General features: G+C 58.1%; 14 protein-coding genes. 1 reads left to right on the forward strand and 13 read right to left on the reverse strand.

All coding sequences use genetic code 11. The features are described from left to right. Positions 1 to 5: 5 nt before the first annotated feature. The 12 genes from WIR04_RS17550 to murJ form a co-directional block, all read right to left on the reverse strand. Positions 6 to 290, reverse strand: a complete 285-nt coding sequence (locus tag WIR04_RS17550) for a TapY2 family type IVa secretion system protein (protein ID WP_338888638.1) — start codon at positions 288 to 290, stop codon at positions 6 to 8. Further along, positions 287 to 3,862 (reverse strand): pilus assembly protein, encoded by a 3,576-nt coding sequence (locus WIR04_RS17555; RefSeq protein WP_338888639.1) that lies wholly within the window; start codon positions 3,860 to 3,862, stop codon positions 287 to 289. The genes WIR04_RS17550 and WIR04_RS17555 overlap by 4 nt, the downstream gene beginning before the upstream one ends. Before the next feature lie 11 nt (positions 3,863 to 3,873). Next, positions 3,874 to 4,317: a type IVa pilus pseudopilin TppD gene (gene tppD, locus WIR04_RS17560; RefSeq protein ID WP_139436807.1), complete on the reverse strand. Its 444-nt coding sequence runs from the start codon at positions 4,315 to 4,317 to the stop codon at positions 3,874 to 3,876. Next, the gene (locus tag WIR04_RS17565) at positions 4,314 to 5,309 is read right to left on the reverse strand and encodes a PilW family protein (protein ID WP_338888642.1); all 996 of its coding nucleotides are present in this window, start codon (positions 5,307 to 5,309) and stop codon (positions 4,314 to 4,316) included. Before WIR04_RS17565 ends, tppD begins: the two co-directional genes overlap by 4 nt. Then, positions 5,306 to 5,869 carry a type IV pilus modification protein PilV gene (pilV, locus tag WIR04_RS17570; protein ID WP_338888644.1) on the reverse strand — a complete coding sequence of 188 codons (564 nt, stop codon included), beginning with the start codon at positions 5,867 to 5,869 and terminating at the stop codon, positions 5,306 to 5,308. Before pilV ends, WIR04_RS17565 begins: the two co-directional genes overlap by 4 nt. A gap of 3 nt (positions 5,870 to 5,872) precedes the next feature. Further along, positions 5,873 to 6,280 carry a type IVa pilus pseudopilin TppA gene (gene tppA, locus WIR04_RS17575; protein WP_139436811.1) on the reverse strand — a complete coding sequence of 136 codons (408 nt, stop codon included), beginning with the start codon at positions 6,278 to 6,280 and terminating at the stop codon, positions 5,873 to 5,875. 110 nt (positions 6,281 to 6,390) lie between these two features. Next, entirely contained in the window at positions 6,391 to 7,326 is a 936-nt protein-coding gene (gene ispH / locus WIR04_RS17580) for a 4-hydroxy-3-methylbut-2-enyl diphosphate reductase (protein ID WP_338888646.1), read from the reverse strand. Further along, positions 7,326 to 7,778 carry an FKBP-type peptidyl-prolyl cis-trans isomerase gene (gene fkpB / locus WIR04_RS17585; protein ID WP_338888648.1) on the reverse strand — a complete coding sequence of 151 codons (453 nt, stop codon included), beginning with the start codon at positions 7,776 to 7,778 and terminating at the stop codon, positions 7,326 to 7,328. The genes ispH and fkpB overlap by 1 nt, the downstream gene beginning before the upstream one ends. Next, positions 7,775 to 8,287 (reverse strand): signal peptidase II, encoded by a 513-nt coding sequence (gene lspA / locus WIR04_RS17590; protein ID WP_025325712.1) that lies wholly within the window; start codon positions 8,285 to 8,287, stop codon positions 7,775 to 7,777. Before lspA ends, fkpB begins: the two co-directional genes overlap by 4 nt. Continuing rightward, positions 8,287 to 11,148 (reverse strand): isoleucine--tRNA ligase, encoded by a 2,862-nt coding sequence (gene ileS / locus WIR04_RS17595; RefSeq protein WP_338888650.1) that lies wholly within the window; start codon positions 11,146 to 11,148, stop codon positions 8,287 to 8,289. Before ileS ends, lspA begins: the two co-directional genes overlap by 1 nt. Continuing rightward, complete coding sequence (ribF, locus tag WIR04_RS17600) at positions 11,148 to 12,122, reverse strand: bifunctional riboflavin kinase/FAD synthetase (RefSeq protein WP_338888652.1); 975 nt, start codon at positions 12,120 to 12,122, stop codon at positions 11,148 to 11,150. Before ribF ends, ileS begins: the two co-directional genes overlap by 1 nt. A gap of 120 nt (positions 12,123 to 12,242) precedes the next feature. Then, complete coding sequence (gene murJ / locus WIR04_RS17605; protein WP_338888654.1) at positions 12,243 to 13,805, reverse strand: murein biosynthesis integral membrane protein MurJ; 1,563 nt, start codon at positions 13,803 to 13,805, stop codon at positions 12,243 to 12,245. A 191-nt stretch (positions 13,806 to 13,996) separates the two neighbouring features. Between murJ and rpsT the strand changes: the two genes are divergently transcribed. Further along, the gene (gene rpsT / locus WIR04_RS17610; protein ID WP_025325708.1) at positions 13,997 to 14,260 is read left to right on the forward strand and encodes a 30S ribosomal protein S20; all 264 of its coding nucleotides are present in this window, start codon (positions 13,997 to 13,999) and stop codon (positions 14,258 to 14,260) included. A gap of 49 nt (positions 14,261 to 14,309) precedes the next feature. On the opposite strand, the gene WIR04_RS17615 is transcribed toward rpsT, so the two are convergent. After that, positions 14,310 to 14,612 carry an ArsR/SmtB family transcription factor gene (locus tag WIR04_RS17615; protein WP_025325707.1) on the reverse strand — a complete coding sequence of 101 codons (303 nt, stop codon included), beginning with the start codon at positions 14,610 to 14,612 and terminating at the stop codon, positions 14,310 to 14,312. Positions 14,613 to 14,621 lie beyond the last annotated feature (9 nt).

Consider the following 14,621-nt stretch of genomic DNA (forward strand, 5'->3'; position numbering starts at 1 on the left):
GCTCACTAGCGTAACTGGCTGGCGTCCTGCTGCTGTCCCTCTTTTGACTGAAACTTATCCCCCAGCGGGCGGCACTCCAACAGGGTCTTCACCGGCTGTACTGCCCCGTCGACCTCATACCCTTTCCTCTTGAATTTCTCGTGCACGGCCTGGGGAGAAGTATCCGTCACAGGACCATGCAACACGACTCGCTGTCCATTCGCCAGCTCGGCGTAGCACTTCATGTCCTCCGCCAGCGCCGCTCCCGATAACAACAGACTCAGGCCCAACACCGTGCTCAGTGATTTCATTGCGCCTCTCCTTCATACAGGTAAATTTTCTTGGGCGACATGTCCATTTCCGCCTCTTCCGCGCCCTGGTTGCACTCCCCGGCACCAGTACAGCGCTCCGGCTCACCGTCACCCTCGTCCTTGAGAATCACCTCCTCCCCAACACCTCCTCCAATGATACGGACCTTGGCATCATCCCCTGCATGCACCACCAGATCATCCGCTACCTTGTTTTGCACTTCCACGTAGCGCTCCGGCGTTTCATTGCCGTCGAGATCGACCACATAACGGAAGGAGCTGCCATAGTGCATGTCCACCATATACTGACGCGCCGCACCTATGGACTGAATGGTGCATTGCTGGAAGGACTGCACCTGCGGCAGGAACGAGGTGAAGTAAAGCTTGCCCTGCAACACCACGCCCGCCCCCATGGACTTCTCGCCGGGTTCGTTCAACCAGTTGACCCAACCCTTGGCGGTGGTGATGCCCGCCTTGGTTGCCAGAATGCCATCGCTGGTCGTCTGTGCCGACAAGGGGTCTGAGGTCACGTCGTAGAGATCAGTAATCAGAATGGGATTTCTGGCCTGTGCTGTGGTCGCACGAGGCATGACATCGTAATCACGCAGCATGAAATAACCATTGCGGACGGTCGCCTCCGAGGAGGGACGATTGCGATCACCACTGCCAATCAGCACCGCATCAAAGGGACGATCCTGATAGGAATAGACAGTATTCCCCCCCACCACTGTACGTGTCACTTCCTTGTTGATGGTGCGCACCACTATGGGTTGCGTAAAGAAGCGGCGATCGGCGGCCTGAGTGCCGTCGGATCCCAGACTGGCAAATTTGAATACCCGCCAATCTGACTTAGTGGCATTCGGGAGATCCATTCGCCAGATATTGCCTCCGGTATCCCCCGCATAGATGCGGTCGATCTTGCCATCACCATCGCTATCGAGGGTCGCCACCGACCCCGGCATGCTGTCGGTCATCCCTGTGACCTGGAGATTGGTGGTTGAGGTGGCTGCCGGGGTCGCACTGAACACCAAGGCCCCTGTCTCAGCGTTGACGATATAGATCCCCCTGCCCATGCTGTCATTCGCCCCCACCCCCTGGGCACTCTTGTTCACATCATAACCGCCAGCAAAGATAAGGACGGGCGTGGTGACTCCTGGCACAAAGGCGACTTCAGGCACCGACCAGGTCAGCCCCAGCTCGCCGAAGCCCGTCGTTTGGGAGTTCAGACGCCATTTCAGCGTTGGGGTATTGGGGCTGGAGATATCAAAGGCATAATAGGCCTTTCCACCGCTTCTCAATCCGGTGAACACCCAAACAAAATCATTCTCGGAAGATTTCAACACCCCATTGCGATTGGCATCTTTGATAAGGGCGACAGGAGAGGAGTCAACACCATAAATATGCTCCGCAGATTCGGCGTTGATACGCAATGCCCTCTGGTTGGGCAAGAACTCATAGGGAATGGCGGCCCAACTCTCATCTATGGTGCTGCCCATATCCTTGAACATATGAAGGAAACCCGCATTGGTCCCAAACAAGATCCGCAAATCAGGCGCATCGGCCGGGTTGCCGGATTGAGGGCCATAGTTCAACACCAGCGGCCGAGAATGCAGAGGGTCTCCCATGATGTGGCTGCGTATCAGGGTCGACGTATCAAAATCTTCGTCGTCGACATCCAACCCCTTGGTCCAGTCGATCAGTGAATCGAGTTCTGTCGTACTGCCTGCCTGCATGAAAGTCATGAGCGCCGCCTCACTGCCCGCCTGCGTCACCAGATTTGCCTTGGTGAGCGCATCGAGCCGATTCTGGGCATTATTGATGACATAAAGACTGCGGGTGCTTTTTCCCGCCAGCATCTCTTGTGCCCCACCTTCAGCTACTTTGTTGCCATCACGACTTGATGACCAGAAGGTCTGGGCGCTGTCGATGATAGTGCCATCAAACTTGATGGCGGGCAGACCTCGGCTATCCGCGACATAACCGTCCGGAGAAAATACCAGTTTCTTCAGATTGCCCCGCCATCTGGGCCCATCGTCCGGCTCAAACATGGCGTAATAGATGTTATTGAGACTACGGGTCCGGTCGAAATTGTTGCTGGCAATCGCAGGGGACACCAGTGAGGTATTGATGCGCAGGATCGCCAGCAAAGAGGCCTTTAGCGCATCGGTCAAGGCTGAGGCATCGGTCGCTGGGTAGTACTCACCACCTCCCCGTCTGGCCGTCTCCGCCAGCAGATTACCCGCCCCCGAGATGGCTTCATCACCGAATCCAACGGTGAAGGTGGTCACAGTCTGGGTCCCTGGTGAAACAGCATTGACATCCTTGTGCTTCATATAACCGGCCAAGGCAGCCAGATAGCTGCTGGACCTGTTCCCTGAACCATAAGAAACGGCAGTCCCGTAAGCCGCTTTTTCATCGCTGGACAATGTAGTTATCAGTCCCTGGACAAGGGTATTCGCATCACCGTCCTGGGTCGGCTCTCCATCGGTGATGTAAATGACATAACCGTTGTTTGAGCAGTTATCATAGGGGGCTTGATAGGTGCCTGTCGGGCTTTCGGCGGTCGTATCTCTCGGGCTACCTTGCAGTCCATATACAACGTCCTTGCCCCCAAAGAATTGATATGCCTCACTCAACGTCTCGCATAGCGGTGTATTGGTACTGGCGGTCAAACCTTCAACCCGGTCCAGCAGGTCCTGCTCCCCCGTCTTGCCATTTGCCAGGGTAATCTCACTGCCTAATATATCCCTGACAATGCGTCCACCATTATTATCACTATCATCATTTCTATTAAAGATAGCCAGACCGAAGTCCACCCCTGGCGTGGATGAAATCAAGCCTTTCACTGCATCTTTGGCAATACGGAGTCGAGATTCCACTGAGTATCCGGTTGGGCCATGATACCAGCGGATATAATTGGCAGAATAAATGGTCACAGCCGTATTGCTGGCATTGACGGCATTGTTTTTATTGGTCGTATAAAACCACTCGCCGTTTCTGGTACTATCCTTATCTACTGGATAACCAGCCCCGACCGTCCAGCTACCGCTATAGGGGTTGGCCGGGTTGCTTGCCGTGATATCCTGCTTGCAATCTACCAGATTGATATTGCTCTCTTGATCACCACTGAGCGAATTCCATTCACCTCGCCCTCGTCCTGGTGGGTTACCACTCGTCACCTCATAACTCCACATTTGTGACTGAAAATAACCAATATTCGACAATGGCGTTTTTGAAGTCGCACAGGCATTCAGCTTGTCGGAGAATCGCCTACTGGTGGTGATCGCAGGAACACTTCCATCCGTTGAAAAATAGATATATTTTTTGCTATTACTGGAATCTGGGTCATTACTCAGGGCGGGATATACCGTAGCCGGATTATAGGCCTCTTTGATCTGCTCCATGGTGTCTCTCATGCTGCCCGAGTTATCGAATATCAGCAGCACCTTGGGGCGAAAGTCCCCCGCCTTGTTGAAGTCATAAATAAAAAGCTCGGTGTCATCGGCTCTCGTCGATGTAATGCCCAAAACAAGGCTACACCAGCATAAAATCACTCCAAGTCGTCGTAACCACATATCCTTCGCTCCTATTCGGTGAGCAGTGGTTGTTCTACACCCGCAATCCAAGTCAACGGGCGAACATATTTGCCATAGTTCACATTGGCCTGCAGCTCGACATACTTGCACGCAGGAATCACATTGTTGCTGCTGGCGTCAACCTTGCGCTTGCAGACGGTTTCGGTGCGATTGGTAAGAGCGACAGCCGCCGAAGCATTGCTGCTATTGACGCTGATCGCCGCACTGGCCCCCAGAGTGGAGCCCATGCCGGCAATCACAGTCGATATGTTGTTGCTCTGCATCGCGGCTTCGATGATGCCTTCGAGACGGTGTTCCGCCTGGCGGAAGCTGGCAGACGAGCCTGCCATCTTGAGGTCTTGCCCCGAAGATTGCATCACCACCACGGCAATCAGGGTCAGGGGCACCAGGATGATCAGGGCGACGATCAGAGCCACACCGCGCTGGGATCTCATGCTCCACCTCCCACTATTACCGCAGGATTGCGCAGCGATACGCTGGTTTCCAGTAACAGGCGGCGGAAACCATCTCCATTGCCGGAGACACTGACGCTGCCAACCTGATAGACATTGTTATTTACATAACTGCTGGACGCTTGCAGTGAACGCACCAAGATAAAGATACGGGCCGCTACAACGCGCCCCTCGCTCCATTCCTGTTCGGTGACATTCGCGGTTGCCACATAGCGATCGATGACACCATCCGATACTGGGCTGTCGTCGACACCAAACAGTACCGTCATTCTTTCAATCCCCTCGGCCATGGGGCCGGTGATCAATACCGAACCACCATTCGCGGTCAGGTAACGCTTTCTCAATTCAGGGTTGCCTGCTGCATTGGGAGAAAGGTAATAGATAAAGTGCTGATATTCCCAGAGCTGACGCTCCGGCGTCATAGCGGGGACCGTTTCTCCCCCCTTGAACATCTGGGCGGCCTGGGTCGTCGTGGCGAGATAAAAGCGATTGCCAGTCGCGGCGGCATCCGCCAGCGGAAGACCAATCAGCCGCTTGATGCTGATGACATCCGTATTGGCGATACGCGATGCCACAGGGATACAAGAAAATGCACCACCAGCAATGGCCCTATTGTTGTCTACTCGGGCGACCCAGAGCCCTCGGTTCGTTCCCACACTGGGTGGCAAGCTGCCTCGTCCCAGATTGTCCATACAATCATTTGCCGCAAGCACCGTTGAACCACTACTTAAGGTCACACCCTGCCCAGTTGCCATAGGCGAACCTGTATAGTCCCCCCAGAAGCCGGCCCATTTCAGATCCTGGGTGAGCAGGCGCATGGCGATACGGCCATTTTCCTGCAACTCGCTCTGATCGAAGGCATCTTCAGTGGTGGCACGGGAAGCTACAAATATGCTCAGGCCACCGCCAATCAGAAACACCCCGATCAGCATGGCGATCAGCCACTCGACCAAGGTAAAACCACGGGCGTTCATAAGGTGGTCGTCAGCACGAACTGACGCCTCTGCCGATCTGCAGCATTCCCCAGTCCACAGCTGTTGCGCACGGCGGTCACTGCATCGGCGCCATCAGACAGAGACTCACGGCCGCGCCAGAAGATCCCCACCGTCAGGCTGTTGTTGGCCCCGCGGATCACGCAGCCGACCGGAGCCTGCAAAGATGACGCTGATCCAGACACGGCGGAGCCAAGCAGAGACTGTTGCCAATAGAAGAGATCCAGCGCCTGCCGCTCGGTCCTGCTGCAATCCGACATGGTGCCATTGCTGTTGGCACAACTGGGCATGTTCAGGATAGTGTTGCCGGACACGACTGTCGTGCCTTGGGCAGTCCAACTGTCCTGGTTGATCCTGGCACGCTCAACGAGGTCATTTGCCAGCCAGTTGGCAATGGTGCGCTGGCGGGCCTCATAGCCGGAAAACTTGGCCGTGGCCTGCATGCCAACCAAGCCCAACAGACCAAAGGAGAGCACAACTGCGGCTATCATCACTTCCAGCAGGCTGAATCCGGTCATCTGGTGACGGAGTTGTCGTTTCATCGGCTAGTCCCAGCAGGCGTCGTTGACGGTATCGCCGAGTCGGGTGGCGCTTCTGGTGCCATCCTGATCGATGGAGAAGATGATGCAGTCGCTATCGGAGCCTTGTGCGCCGGAAGCCGTGGCAAAGAGAATGAAAGTATTGGTTCCGGCAGAGATGACCAGATGGTAAAAGCCGGACTCGGAGTCGTCGGAGATATTCAGGTCGGCAGCGGAGGAGGTGTACCGATTGAAGTCCATAAAATAGGTTTCTTGTCTGTTGGCGGCATCCAACAGCATCTTTTTGGCATCAATACGGTGGCTGGCCAGCAGATAACGCTGATATGAGGGATAAGCAATGGTGCCAAGAATCGCCACTATGGCGACGACAATCATCAATTCAATGAGAGAAAAGCCTCGATAGAACCCAATCATATCCCATCCTTGGTGACTGGCGGTCTTGTTAGTCTAATGCCGGATAGGTCGCGACAACAAATCCGGCATCAGGAACATCACTCTTTATTCTTAGGCCATCCTGGCCACATTCAAATGATTCTAAGCTCGGGTGGCACCTCGAATACCACGTTCTCTTCACGACCCGGGTGTTCGGTCACTATCTTGCCACCCAGCTCGCGCAGACGGGCGATGACATTCTGCACCAGCACATCGGGAGCAGAGGCCCCTGCCGTCACCCCGATACGTTCGACACCGTCCAACCAGCCCGGCTCGATCATGGAGGCATCGTCGATAAGGTAGGCTCGCGCCCCCACCTTTTCGGCCAGCTCGCGCAGGCGATTGGAGTTGGAGGAGTTCCGTGAGCCCACTACCAGCATGGCGTCCACCAGCCCGGCCATCTCCCGCACCGCATCCTGACGGTTCTGGGTGGCGTAGCAGATGTCATCCTTGCGCGGCCCCTGGATCTTGGGGAAGTGCTTGCGCAGCGCATCGATGACGTCCGAGGTCTCGTCCACGCTCAGGGTGGTCTGGGTGACGAAGCAGAGATCATCCGGGTTCTTCACCTTGAGCTTGGCCACGTCCTCCGGTGTCTCCACCAGATACATGCCGCCTTCGCGATTCTCGTACTGCCCCATGGTCCCGATCACCTCGGGGTGACCGGCGTGCCCGATGAGCACGGCCTCTGAGCCCTTGCGGCTGGCGCGATGAACCTCCATGTGCACCTTGGTCACCAGCGGACAAGTCGCATCGAACACCTTGAGGGCACGGGACTTGGCCATCTCGCGCACCGTCTTGGCCACGCCGTGGGCGGAGAAGATGACGATGCTGTCGTCCGGCACCTCGTCGAGCTCCTCGACAAACACGGCTCCCGCATCTTTCAGCTTGTTCACCACGTAGCGGTTGTGTACCACCTCGTGACGGACATAGATGGGGGCACCAAATTTTTCCAATGCGCTCTCGACGATGCTGATGGCACGGTCGACACCGGCACAGAAACCACGCGGGTTAGCAAGCAAAATATCCATCAGCTCACCTTTTCCTCGTCATCCACGCCCAGGATCTCCACCTCGAACGTGACGGTGTGACCCGCCAGCGGGTGATTGAAATCGACCGTCACCGACATCCCTTCCACCGCCCTTATGATGCCGGGCAGCTCGCTGCCGTTTGGTTGGTCGAAGATCATGATAGTACCGACCTTGGGCTCCACTTCGGCACCGAACTTGGCGCGATCCAGGTGGTAGATGTTGTCGGGATTGGAGAGGCCGAAGGCCTGCTCCGGCGCCAGCGTGAAGCTCTTGCTCTCCCCCTGACTAAGCCCAAGCAGGCACTGCTCGAAGGTGTCGGTCAGGCTGCCATCCCCCATCCGCAGGCGGGCAGGTTTGCCGTGCAGCGCCGTGCTGTCTGCCACAGAGCCGTCTTCCAGCTTGATGGAGAAATGGAACAGTACGCTGCTGTCAGCGCCTATGGCCTGGCTCATGCCGCCTCCTTCTGTTTTTCGGAGCGAAAACCTTCCAGCACTATCATGGCGGCACCGATGAAGATGAAGCTGTCCGCCAGGTTGAATGCGGGCCAATGGGAGCGCTGCCAGTAGAAGTCGAGAAAATCGACCACGTGGCCCAGCACCAGGCGATCAAAGACGTTGCCAAGGGCTCCGCCGATGATGAGCGAATAGGCGATGCCGCTCCAGCGCTGGGTGACCGACTGCTTTCGCAACCAGTGCGTCAGCAGCCCACAGATGGCAAACGCCAAGACCGCGAAGAACCAGCGCTGCCAGCCCCCCTGATCGGCCAGGAAGCTGAACGCTGCGCCCTTGTTGTAGACGTGCACCAGGTTGAAGAAGGGGGTGATCTCCACCCCCGGATAGCCAAACGGCAGCAACTTGACCACGGCGAGCTTGCTCGCCTGGTCCAGTACGAAAGCCAGCACCGCCAGCCACAGCCAACGCAGGCCCGTTTTGTTATGAAGAGCGTTATTGGTCATGTTCATCAGGCAAATTGACGCGTTTCGCCGTCACCCTCGACGTTGGTGACACAGCGGCCACAGATCTCTTCGTGACCCGCGATGGTGCCCACGTCTTCCACATGGTGCCAGCAGCGGTCGCACTTGGCGGCAGCAGACTGGGCCACGTTCAGCCACAGGTCATCGCGCTCGGTCGCAACGGCACCTTCCGGTGCTGTGTCAGCCACCACCACCTTGGCCTTGGAGGTGAGCAGCACGAAGCGCAGCTCATCGGCCAGAGCATTCAGGCGCATTGCCAGCTCGGGCTTGGCGAACAGGGTCAGCTCGGCCTGCAGGGAGCCACCGATGCGCTTCTCGCCACGGGCGGCTTCCAGTGCCTTGTTCACTTCACCACGCACTGTGAGGATCTCGGCCCAGAAGTCGTCGTTCAGCACTTCGCCCGCTTCCAGCCCGAACAGGCCGTCGTACCACTCTTCGGTGAACACGAACTCGCCACGCTCACCCGGCAGCAGTGCCCAGATCTCGTCGGCGGTGAAGCTCATGATGGGCGCCATCCAGCGCACCATGGCCTCGGCGATGTGATAGAGGGCGGTCTGGCAGGAGCGACGGGCCAGGCTGTCCGCCTTGGCGGTGTACTGACGGTCCTTGATGACATCCAGATAGAAGGAGCCCATCTCGATGGAGCAGAACTGCATCAGTTTCTGGGTCACGCCATGGAAGTTGTACTCATCGAACGCTGTCACTATCTCGGCCTGCACCGCCTTGGCACGGCCCACGGCCCAACGATCCACCACCACCATGTCGGCAGGCGCCACCATGTCGGTCGCCGGATTGAAGCCGTTCAGGTTGGCCAGCAGGAAGCGGGCGGTGTTGCGGATGCGACGGTAGGCGTCGGCAGAGCGCTTGAGGATCTCGTCGGAGACGGTCATCTCGCCGGTGTAGTCGGTGCTCGCAACCCACAGACGCAGGATGTCGGCACCCAGCTTGTTCATCACATCTTGGGGGCTGACCACGTTGCCGATGGACTTGGACATCTTGCGGCCCTGACCATCCACGGTGAAGCCGTGAGTCAGCACCTGGTTGTAGGGGGCCTTGTCTTTCATGGCCACACCGATCATCAGGGAGGACATGAACCAGCCGCGGTGCTGGTCAGAACCTTCCAGATACATGTCGGCCGGGTTGCCGTTGAACTCGGGACGGGCGTCTACCACTGAGGAGTGGGTCGAGCCTGAGTCGAACCAGACGTCCAGGGTGTCAGGCACCTTGTCGTACAGGTCGGCGTCGCCGCCCAGCAGCTCGGCCTTGTCCAGATCCCACCAGGCCTGGATGCCGGACTGCTCGACCCGCTTGGCCACCTCTTCCATCAGGCGCACTGATTCCGGGTGCAGCTCCTGAGTCTCCTTATGAACGAACAGGGAGATGGGCACGCCCCAAGTACGCTGACGGGAGATACACCAGTCAGGACGGTTCTCGACCATGGCCTGGATGCGGTTCTTGCCCCATGCCGGCACCCAGCCGCTCTGGCCGTGCTGGGCAATGCCATCTTTCTCGATGCGCTCGATCTCTTCCAGCGCACGCTTGCGCAGACCCTTCTGCTCCATGCTGATGAACCACTGGGGGGTGGCACGGAAGATGATCGGGGTCTTGTGACGCCAGCAATGCGGGTAGGAGTGGTTGAACACCTTGTGGTGCAGCAGGGCACCACGCTCGGTCAGCACCTCGACCACGGCCGCATTGGCCTTGAACACGTGCTGGCCGGCAAACAGCTCGGTATCCGGCAGGTAGACGCCGTTGCTGCCAACCGGGTTGGCCACTTCCAGACCGTACTTCTGACCGACCACGAAGTCTTCCTGACCGTGGCCAGGGGCTGTGTGCACGGCGCCGGTACCGGCATCCAGGGTGACGTGGTCACCCAGCACCACAGGCACGTCGAAGCTGTAGAAGGGGTGGTTGAAGCGCAACAGCTCGAGCGCCGCACCCTTGGCATAGCCCAGGTTGTGGAACTTCTCGATACCGGCTCTGTCCATCACGTCCTTGACCAGCTCGGCGGCCAGGATCAGGCGCTCGGGGTAGTCACCCTCCACCTGTACCAGGGCGTAGTCGAGATCGGCGTGCATGGCGATGGCGCGGTTGGCCGGCAGGGTCCAGGGGGTAGTGGTCCAGATCACGGCAGAGAGCGGGCCTTTGCCGGTGTGACCTTCAGGGCAGTCGAACTTGGCAGCCACTGTCGCCTCGTCGACGGCCTTGAAGCGCACGTCGATGGAGGGAGAATTCTTGTCGTAGTACTCCACTTCGGCTTCAGCCAGGGCGGAGCCGCAGTCGGTACACCAGTGCACCGGCTTGGAACCCTTGTGCAGGTGACCATTGGCGACGATCTTGGCCATGGAGCGGATGATGTTGGCTTCGGTGCCAAAGTCCATGGTCAGGTAGGGGTGTTCCCAGTCACCCAGCACGCCCAGTCGGATGAAGTCGGTCTTCTGCGCTTCAATCTGGGTCTTGGCGTATTTGCGGCACTCGGCGCGGAACTCGGCGGCGGAGACCTTCTCCCCCGGCTTGCCAACCATGCCTTCCACCTTCAGCTCGATGGGCAGACCGTGACAATCCCAGCCCGGCACATAGGGGGAGTCGAAGCCGGAGAGGCCCTTGGACTTGATGATGATGTCTTTGAGGATCTTGTTGACCGAGTGACCGATGTGAATGCTGCCGTTCGCGTAGGGAGGGCCATCATGCAGAATGAAAGAAGGCTTGCCCGCTTTGGCGCGGCGAATGGCGCCGTAAAGATCCTGATCGTACCAACGCTTGAGCATGTTGGGTTCGCGCTTGGCCAGATCGCCACGCATCGGAAACTCGGTTTCCGGCAGATTCAGGGTGTGTTTATAGTCGCTCATCAGTCCTGGGTTCCCTTCTTTTCTAAAAGAGTGCTGGGTAAATTGAATGGTGGCAGCCCGAACCAGGCTCGGGCCGCCATGGCATCTCGTTCGATCTGCTCTTTCAAGGCGGTGAAAGAGGCAAACTTCTGCTCTTCGCGCAGCTTGTGGCGAAGCAGCACCTTGACCTGCTGACCGTATAGATCACCAGAAAAATCAAATAGATGTACTTCCAATCTGGCTTGTGTACCGCTCAAGGTCGGCCGTACACCCACATTGGCGACACCGGGGAAGATCTTGCCGGAACATAACACTTCCACCGCGAACACGCCACCGACCGGGATCACCTGTCGTTTGAGCGCGAGATTGGCGGTAGGAAAACCGATGGTGCGCCCCAGCTTGTCGCCGTGGGCCACACGACCACTGATGGCATAGGGGCGGCCGAGCATCAGCTCCACCTCCGCCATCCGCCCCGCCTTCAAGGCCTCGCGCACCAGGGTGCTGCTGACCCGCTGGCGCTCGACCTGGAAGCTCTGGGTGCTGATCACCTCGAAGCCGAAGCGATGGCCCGCTTCCTCCAGCAGGTGGAAGTCCCCTTCCCGTCCCTTGCCGAAGCGAAAATCATCCCCCACCACCAGGTAGTGCACGCCGAGTTTCTCCACCAGCAACTGCTCGATGAAGGTGCTGGCGGCCTGTTCGGCGAAGCGGTGAGTGAACCGCACGCAGAGCATGCGATCTATCTGCATTCCCTTGAGCGCTTCGTACTTCTCTCGCCAACGGCTGAGGCGGGCAGGGGCGGCATCCCCCGCAAACAGCTCAAGGGGCTGCGGTTCGAACAACATGACGCAGGCGGGCAGGCCAAGCTGGGTGGCTTTCTCCTGCAGTCGGGCCAGCACCGCATGGTGGCCCTGATGAACCCCATCGAAGTTGCCTATGGTCAATACACAGCCCCGATGACGGGGCTTGATATTGTGAATGCCGCGAATGAGTTCCATCAGTGCCTTGTGCGTTGCTGCCATGGAAATCGGCGGATTATATATCAGGCAGCAGGCAGGGTCAGCCCTGCTGTTGAGCCGATTTCAGGTATCTGACCCGGAACCCGGGCGTCATCAGCCTCATTGCTGACCCGATTTCAGGTGTCTTGGCCTGACCCCCAGCACCAACAGGACTATTCCGTACAAGGCGCCCCCCAGGCTGAGCAGCAAGGTCAGCTCCAGACTGGCTTTGCCCATGCTCCAGGCTCCCCACTGGGCGAGATCCGGTGACAGATAGCCAAGCACGCCCCCCATCAGCACGGTCGCCACCAGCAGCTTGAGGCAGAACACGCCCGTGTTGCGGGAAGGGCGATAGACCGCCTGCTGATAAAGCCCCTTGAACAGCAGGGCCGCATTCAGGGTGCCGGAGCAGGCGGTGGCGAGCGCCAGCCCCACATAGCCAAGCGGGTAGATGAAGACGAGGTTGCACACCATGTTGGCCACCATGGCCATGATGCCGATCCGCACCGGGGTCCTGGTGTCCTGGCGGGCATAGTAGCCGGGGGCCAGCACCTTGATCAGCATCAGGGAAAGCAGCCCTGTGGTGGAGGCCAGCAAGCTGGCGCTGGACATGGCCACCTCGTGCATGCCGAACTCGCCGCGCATGAAGAGCACCCGCAGTATGGGCTCGCGCAATACGGCAATCCCCACCATGGCGGGCAGACCGAGCAGCATCACCATGCGCACCCCCCAGTCCATGGTGCGGGAGAAGTCGGCCGGATCCGCATCCACATGCTTCCTGGCCAGCGCCGGCAGGATCACTGTACTGATGGCGACCGCGAACAGGCCGAGGGGGAACTCCAGCAGGCGATCCGAGTAATAGAGATAGCTGATGGCGCCTGTCGCCAGGAAGGAGGCCAGCATGGTGTTGATCAGCAGATTGATCTGGCTGACCGAGACGCCGAACAGCGCCGGTATCATCAGGGTGCGGATCTTCACCACACCAGGATGGTGCCAACCCCACTTGGGCCATACCAGCATGTTGATCTGACGCAGGAAGGGGTACTGGAACAGAAACTGCACCAGGCCGCCGAGGAAGACACCGATCGCCAGCGCGATCTCGGGCCGCTCCAGCAACGGAGCTATCCACCAGGCTGCCGCTATCATGGTGAGGTTGAGAAACACCGGTGTGAAGGAGGAGACGGCGAAGCGGCCAAAGGTGTTGAGAATAGCCCCGGCCATGGCGGTAAAGGTGATAAACCAGAGATAGGGGAAGGTAATCTTGAGCATCAGGCTGGCCAGCTCGAACTTCTCGGCCGCCGGGCCACCGTGCAGCCAGTCCCAGAACCAGCCCCAGCCGAACAGCGCCGTCAGCACGCCTGAACCCAGCACCCCGAGCAGTGTGACTATGGTGACTATGCCGCCAAGGGTACCCGCCACCGCGGCCAGCAGCTCGCGAACGGCCTGCTCGTCACCGTTTTTCTTGTACTCCGTCATCACGGGCACGAAGGCCTGGTTGAAAGCCCCTTCGGCGAACAGCCGGCGCAAGAAGTTGGGAATGCGGTTGGCAAAGAAGAAGACGTCTGCGGCCACCCCGGCACCGAGCAGATTGGCGATGACCACATCGCGCACCAAGCCCATCACGCGGGACGCCAGCGTCATTCCGGACACTATCATGCCGGATTTGATCAATTTCTTACTCAAGACGAGGCCTCTGGAACTGTCAGAATGAAAAGAATGCTGCTAGAATCGGCCGACAGTTTAACCGTCTCCCAACTGACACACCACCGGGGGGCGGTGTTTATTTGCACAAATCATTTGACAATATGTGGTTGAGAAGGCATATTTCCGGGCCTTTTCAATACACTCGCTAAGACAGTTTTAGGAGTTTTACCTTGGCTAACATCAAATCTGCTAAGAAGCGCGCGATTCAGGCAGAAAAACGTCGTCAGCACAACGCCAGCCGTCGTTCCATGACCCGTACCTACCTGAAGAAAGTAATTGCTGCCATCGCCTCTGGCGACAAGGCTGCTGCCACTGCCGCTTTCGCTGTTGCTCAGCCGATCATGGATCGTATGGCGACCAAAGGCCTGATCCACAAGAACAAAGCTGCTCGTCACAAGAGCCGCCTGTCTGCCCAGATCAAAGCTATGGCTTAATCAGCTTCGGCTGAACAAAGCTAAAAAAACCGGCCTTAGTGCCGGTTTTTTATTTGGGTTCGCTGCAATACAACCTGTGCAACAATCCAATCATCTCTCGTACCTCATGGCTGCGCAGCGAATAGTAGACCGTCTGGGCCTCTTTTCGCGTCGCCACCAGATCATCGCGCCGCAACACCGCCAGGTGCTGTGACAGGGCCGATTGACTCAGTCCCAGCCGCTCGTTGAGTTCCCCCACCGACAGCTCTCTCTCCAATAACTGGCACAGAATGAACAAGCGCCGTTCATTGGCCAGCGCCTTGAGCAGGGTGACCGCACGTCCGGCATTCGCCTCCATCTCTTCCAACTGCATCGCATTCCC

The sequence above is a fragment of the Aeromonas rivipollensis genome, from assembly GCF_037811135.1.
Classification (GTDB): domain Bacteria; phylum Pseudomonadota; class Gammaproteobacteria; order Enterobacterales; family Aeromonadaceae; genus Aeromonas; species Aeromonas rivipollensis.

Bases quoted from the DNA above. Each gene is read 5' to 3' on its own strand.
- WIR04_RS17550 (WP_338888638.1), bottom strand. From the start codon at position 290: ATGAAATCACTGAGCACGGTGTTGGGCCTGAGTCTGTTGTTATCGGGA.
- WIR04_RS17555 (WP_338888639.1), bottom strand. From the start codon at position 3,862: ATGTGGTTACGACGACTTGGAGTGATTTTATGCTGGTGTAGCCTTGTT.
- tppD (WP_139436807.1), bottom strand. From the start codon at position 4,317: ATGAGATCCCAGCGCGGTGTGGCTCTGATCGTCGCCCTGATCATCCTG.
- WIR04_RS17565 (WP_338888642.1), bottom strand. From the start codon at position 5,309: ATGAACGCCCGTGGTTTTACCTTGGTCGAGTGGCTGATCGCCATGCTG.
- pilV (WP_338888644.1), bottom strand. From the start codon at position 5,869: ATGAAACGACAACTCCGTCACCAGATGACCGGATTCAGCCTGCTGGAA.
- tppA (WP_139436811.1), bottom strand. From the start codon at position 6,280: ATGATTGGGTTCTATCGAGGCTTTTCTCTCATTGAATTGATGATTGTC.
- ispH (WP_338888646.1), bottom strand. From the start codon at position 7,326: ATGGATATTTTGCTTGCTAACCCGCGTGGTTTCTGTGCCGGTGTCGAC.
- fkpB (WP_338888648.1), bottom strand. From the start codon at position 7,778: ATGAGCCAGGCCATAGGCGCTGACAGCAGCGTACTGTTCCATTTCTCC.
- lspA (WP_025325712.1), bottom strand. From the start codon at position 8,287: ATGAACATGACCAATAACGCTCTTCATAACAAAACGGGCCTGCGTTGG.
- ileS (WP_338888650.1), bottom strand. From the start codon at position 11,148: ATGAGCGACTATAAACACACCCTGAATCTGCCGGAAACCGAGTTTCCG.
- ribF (WP_338888652.1), bottom strand. From the start codon at position 12,122: ATGGAACTCATTCGCGGCATTCACAATATCAAGCCCCGTCATCGGGGC.
- WIR04_RS17615 (WP_025325707.1), bottom strand. From the start codon at position 14,612: ATGCAGTTGGAAGAGATGGAGGCGAATGCCGGACGTGCGGTCACCCTG.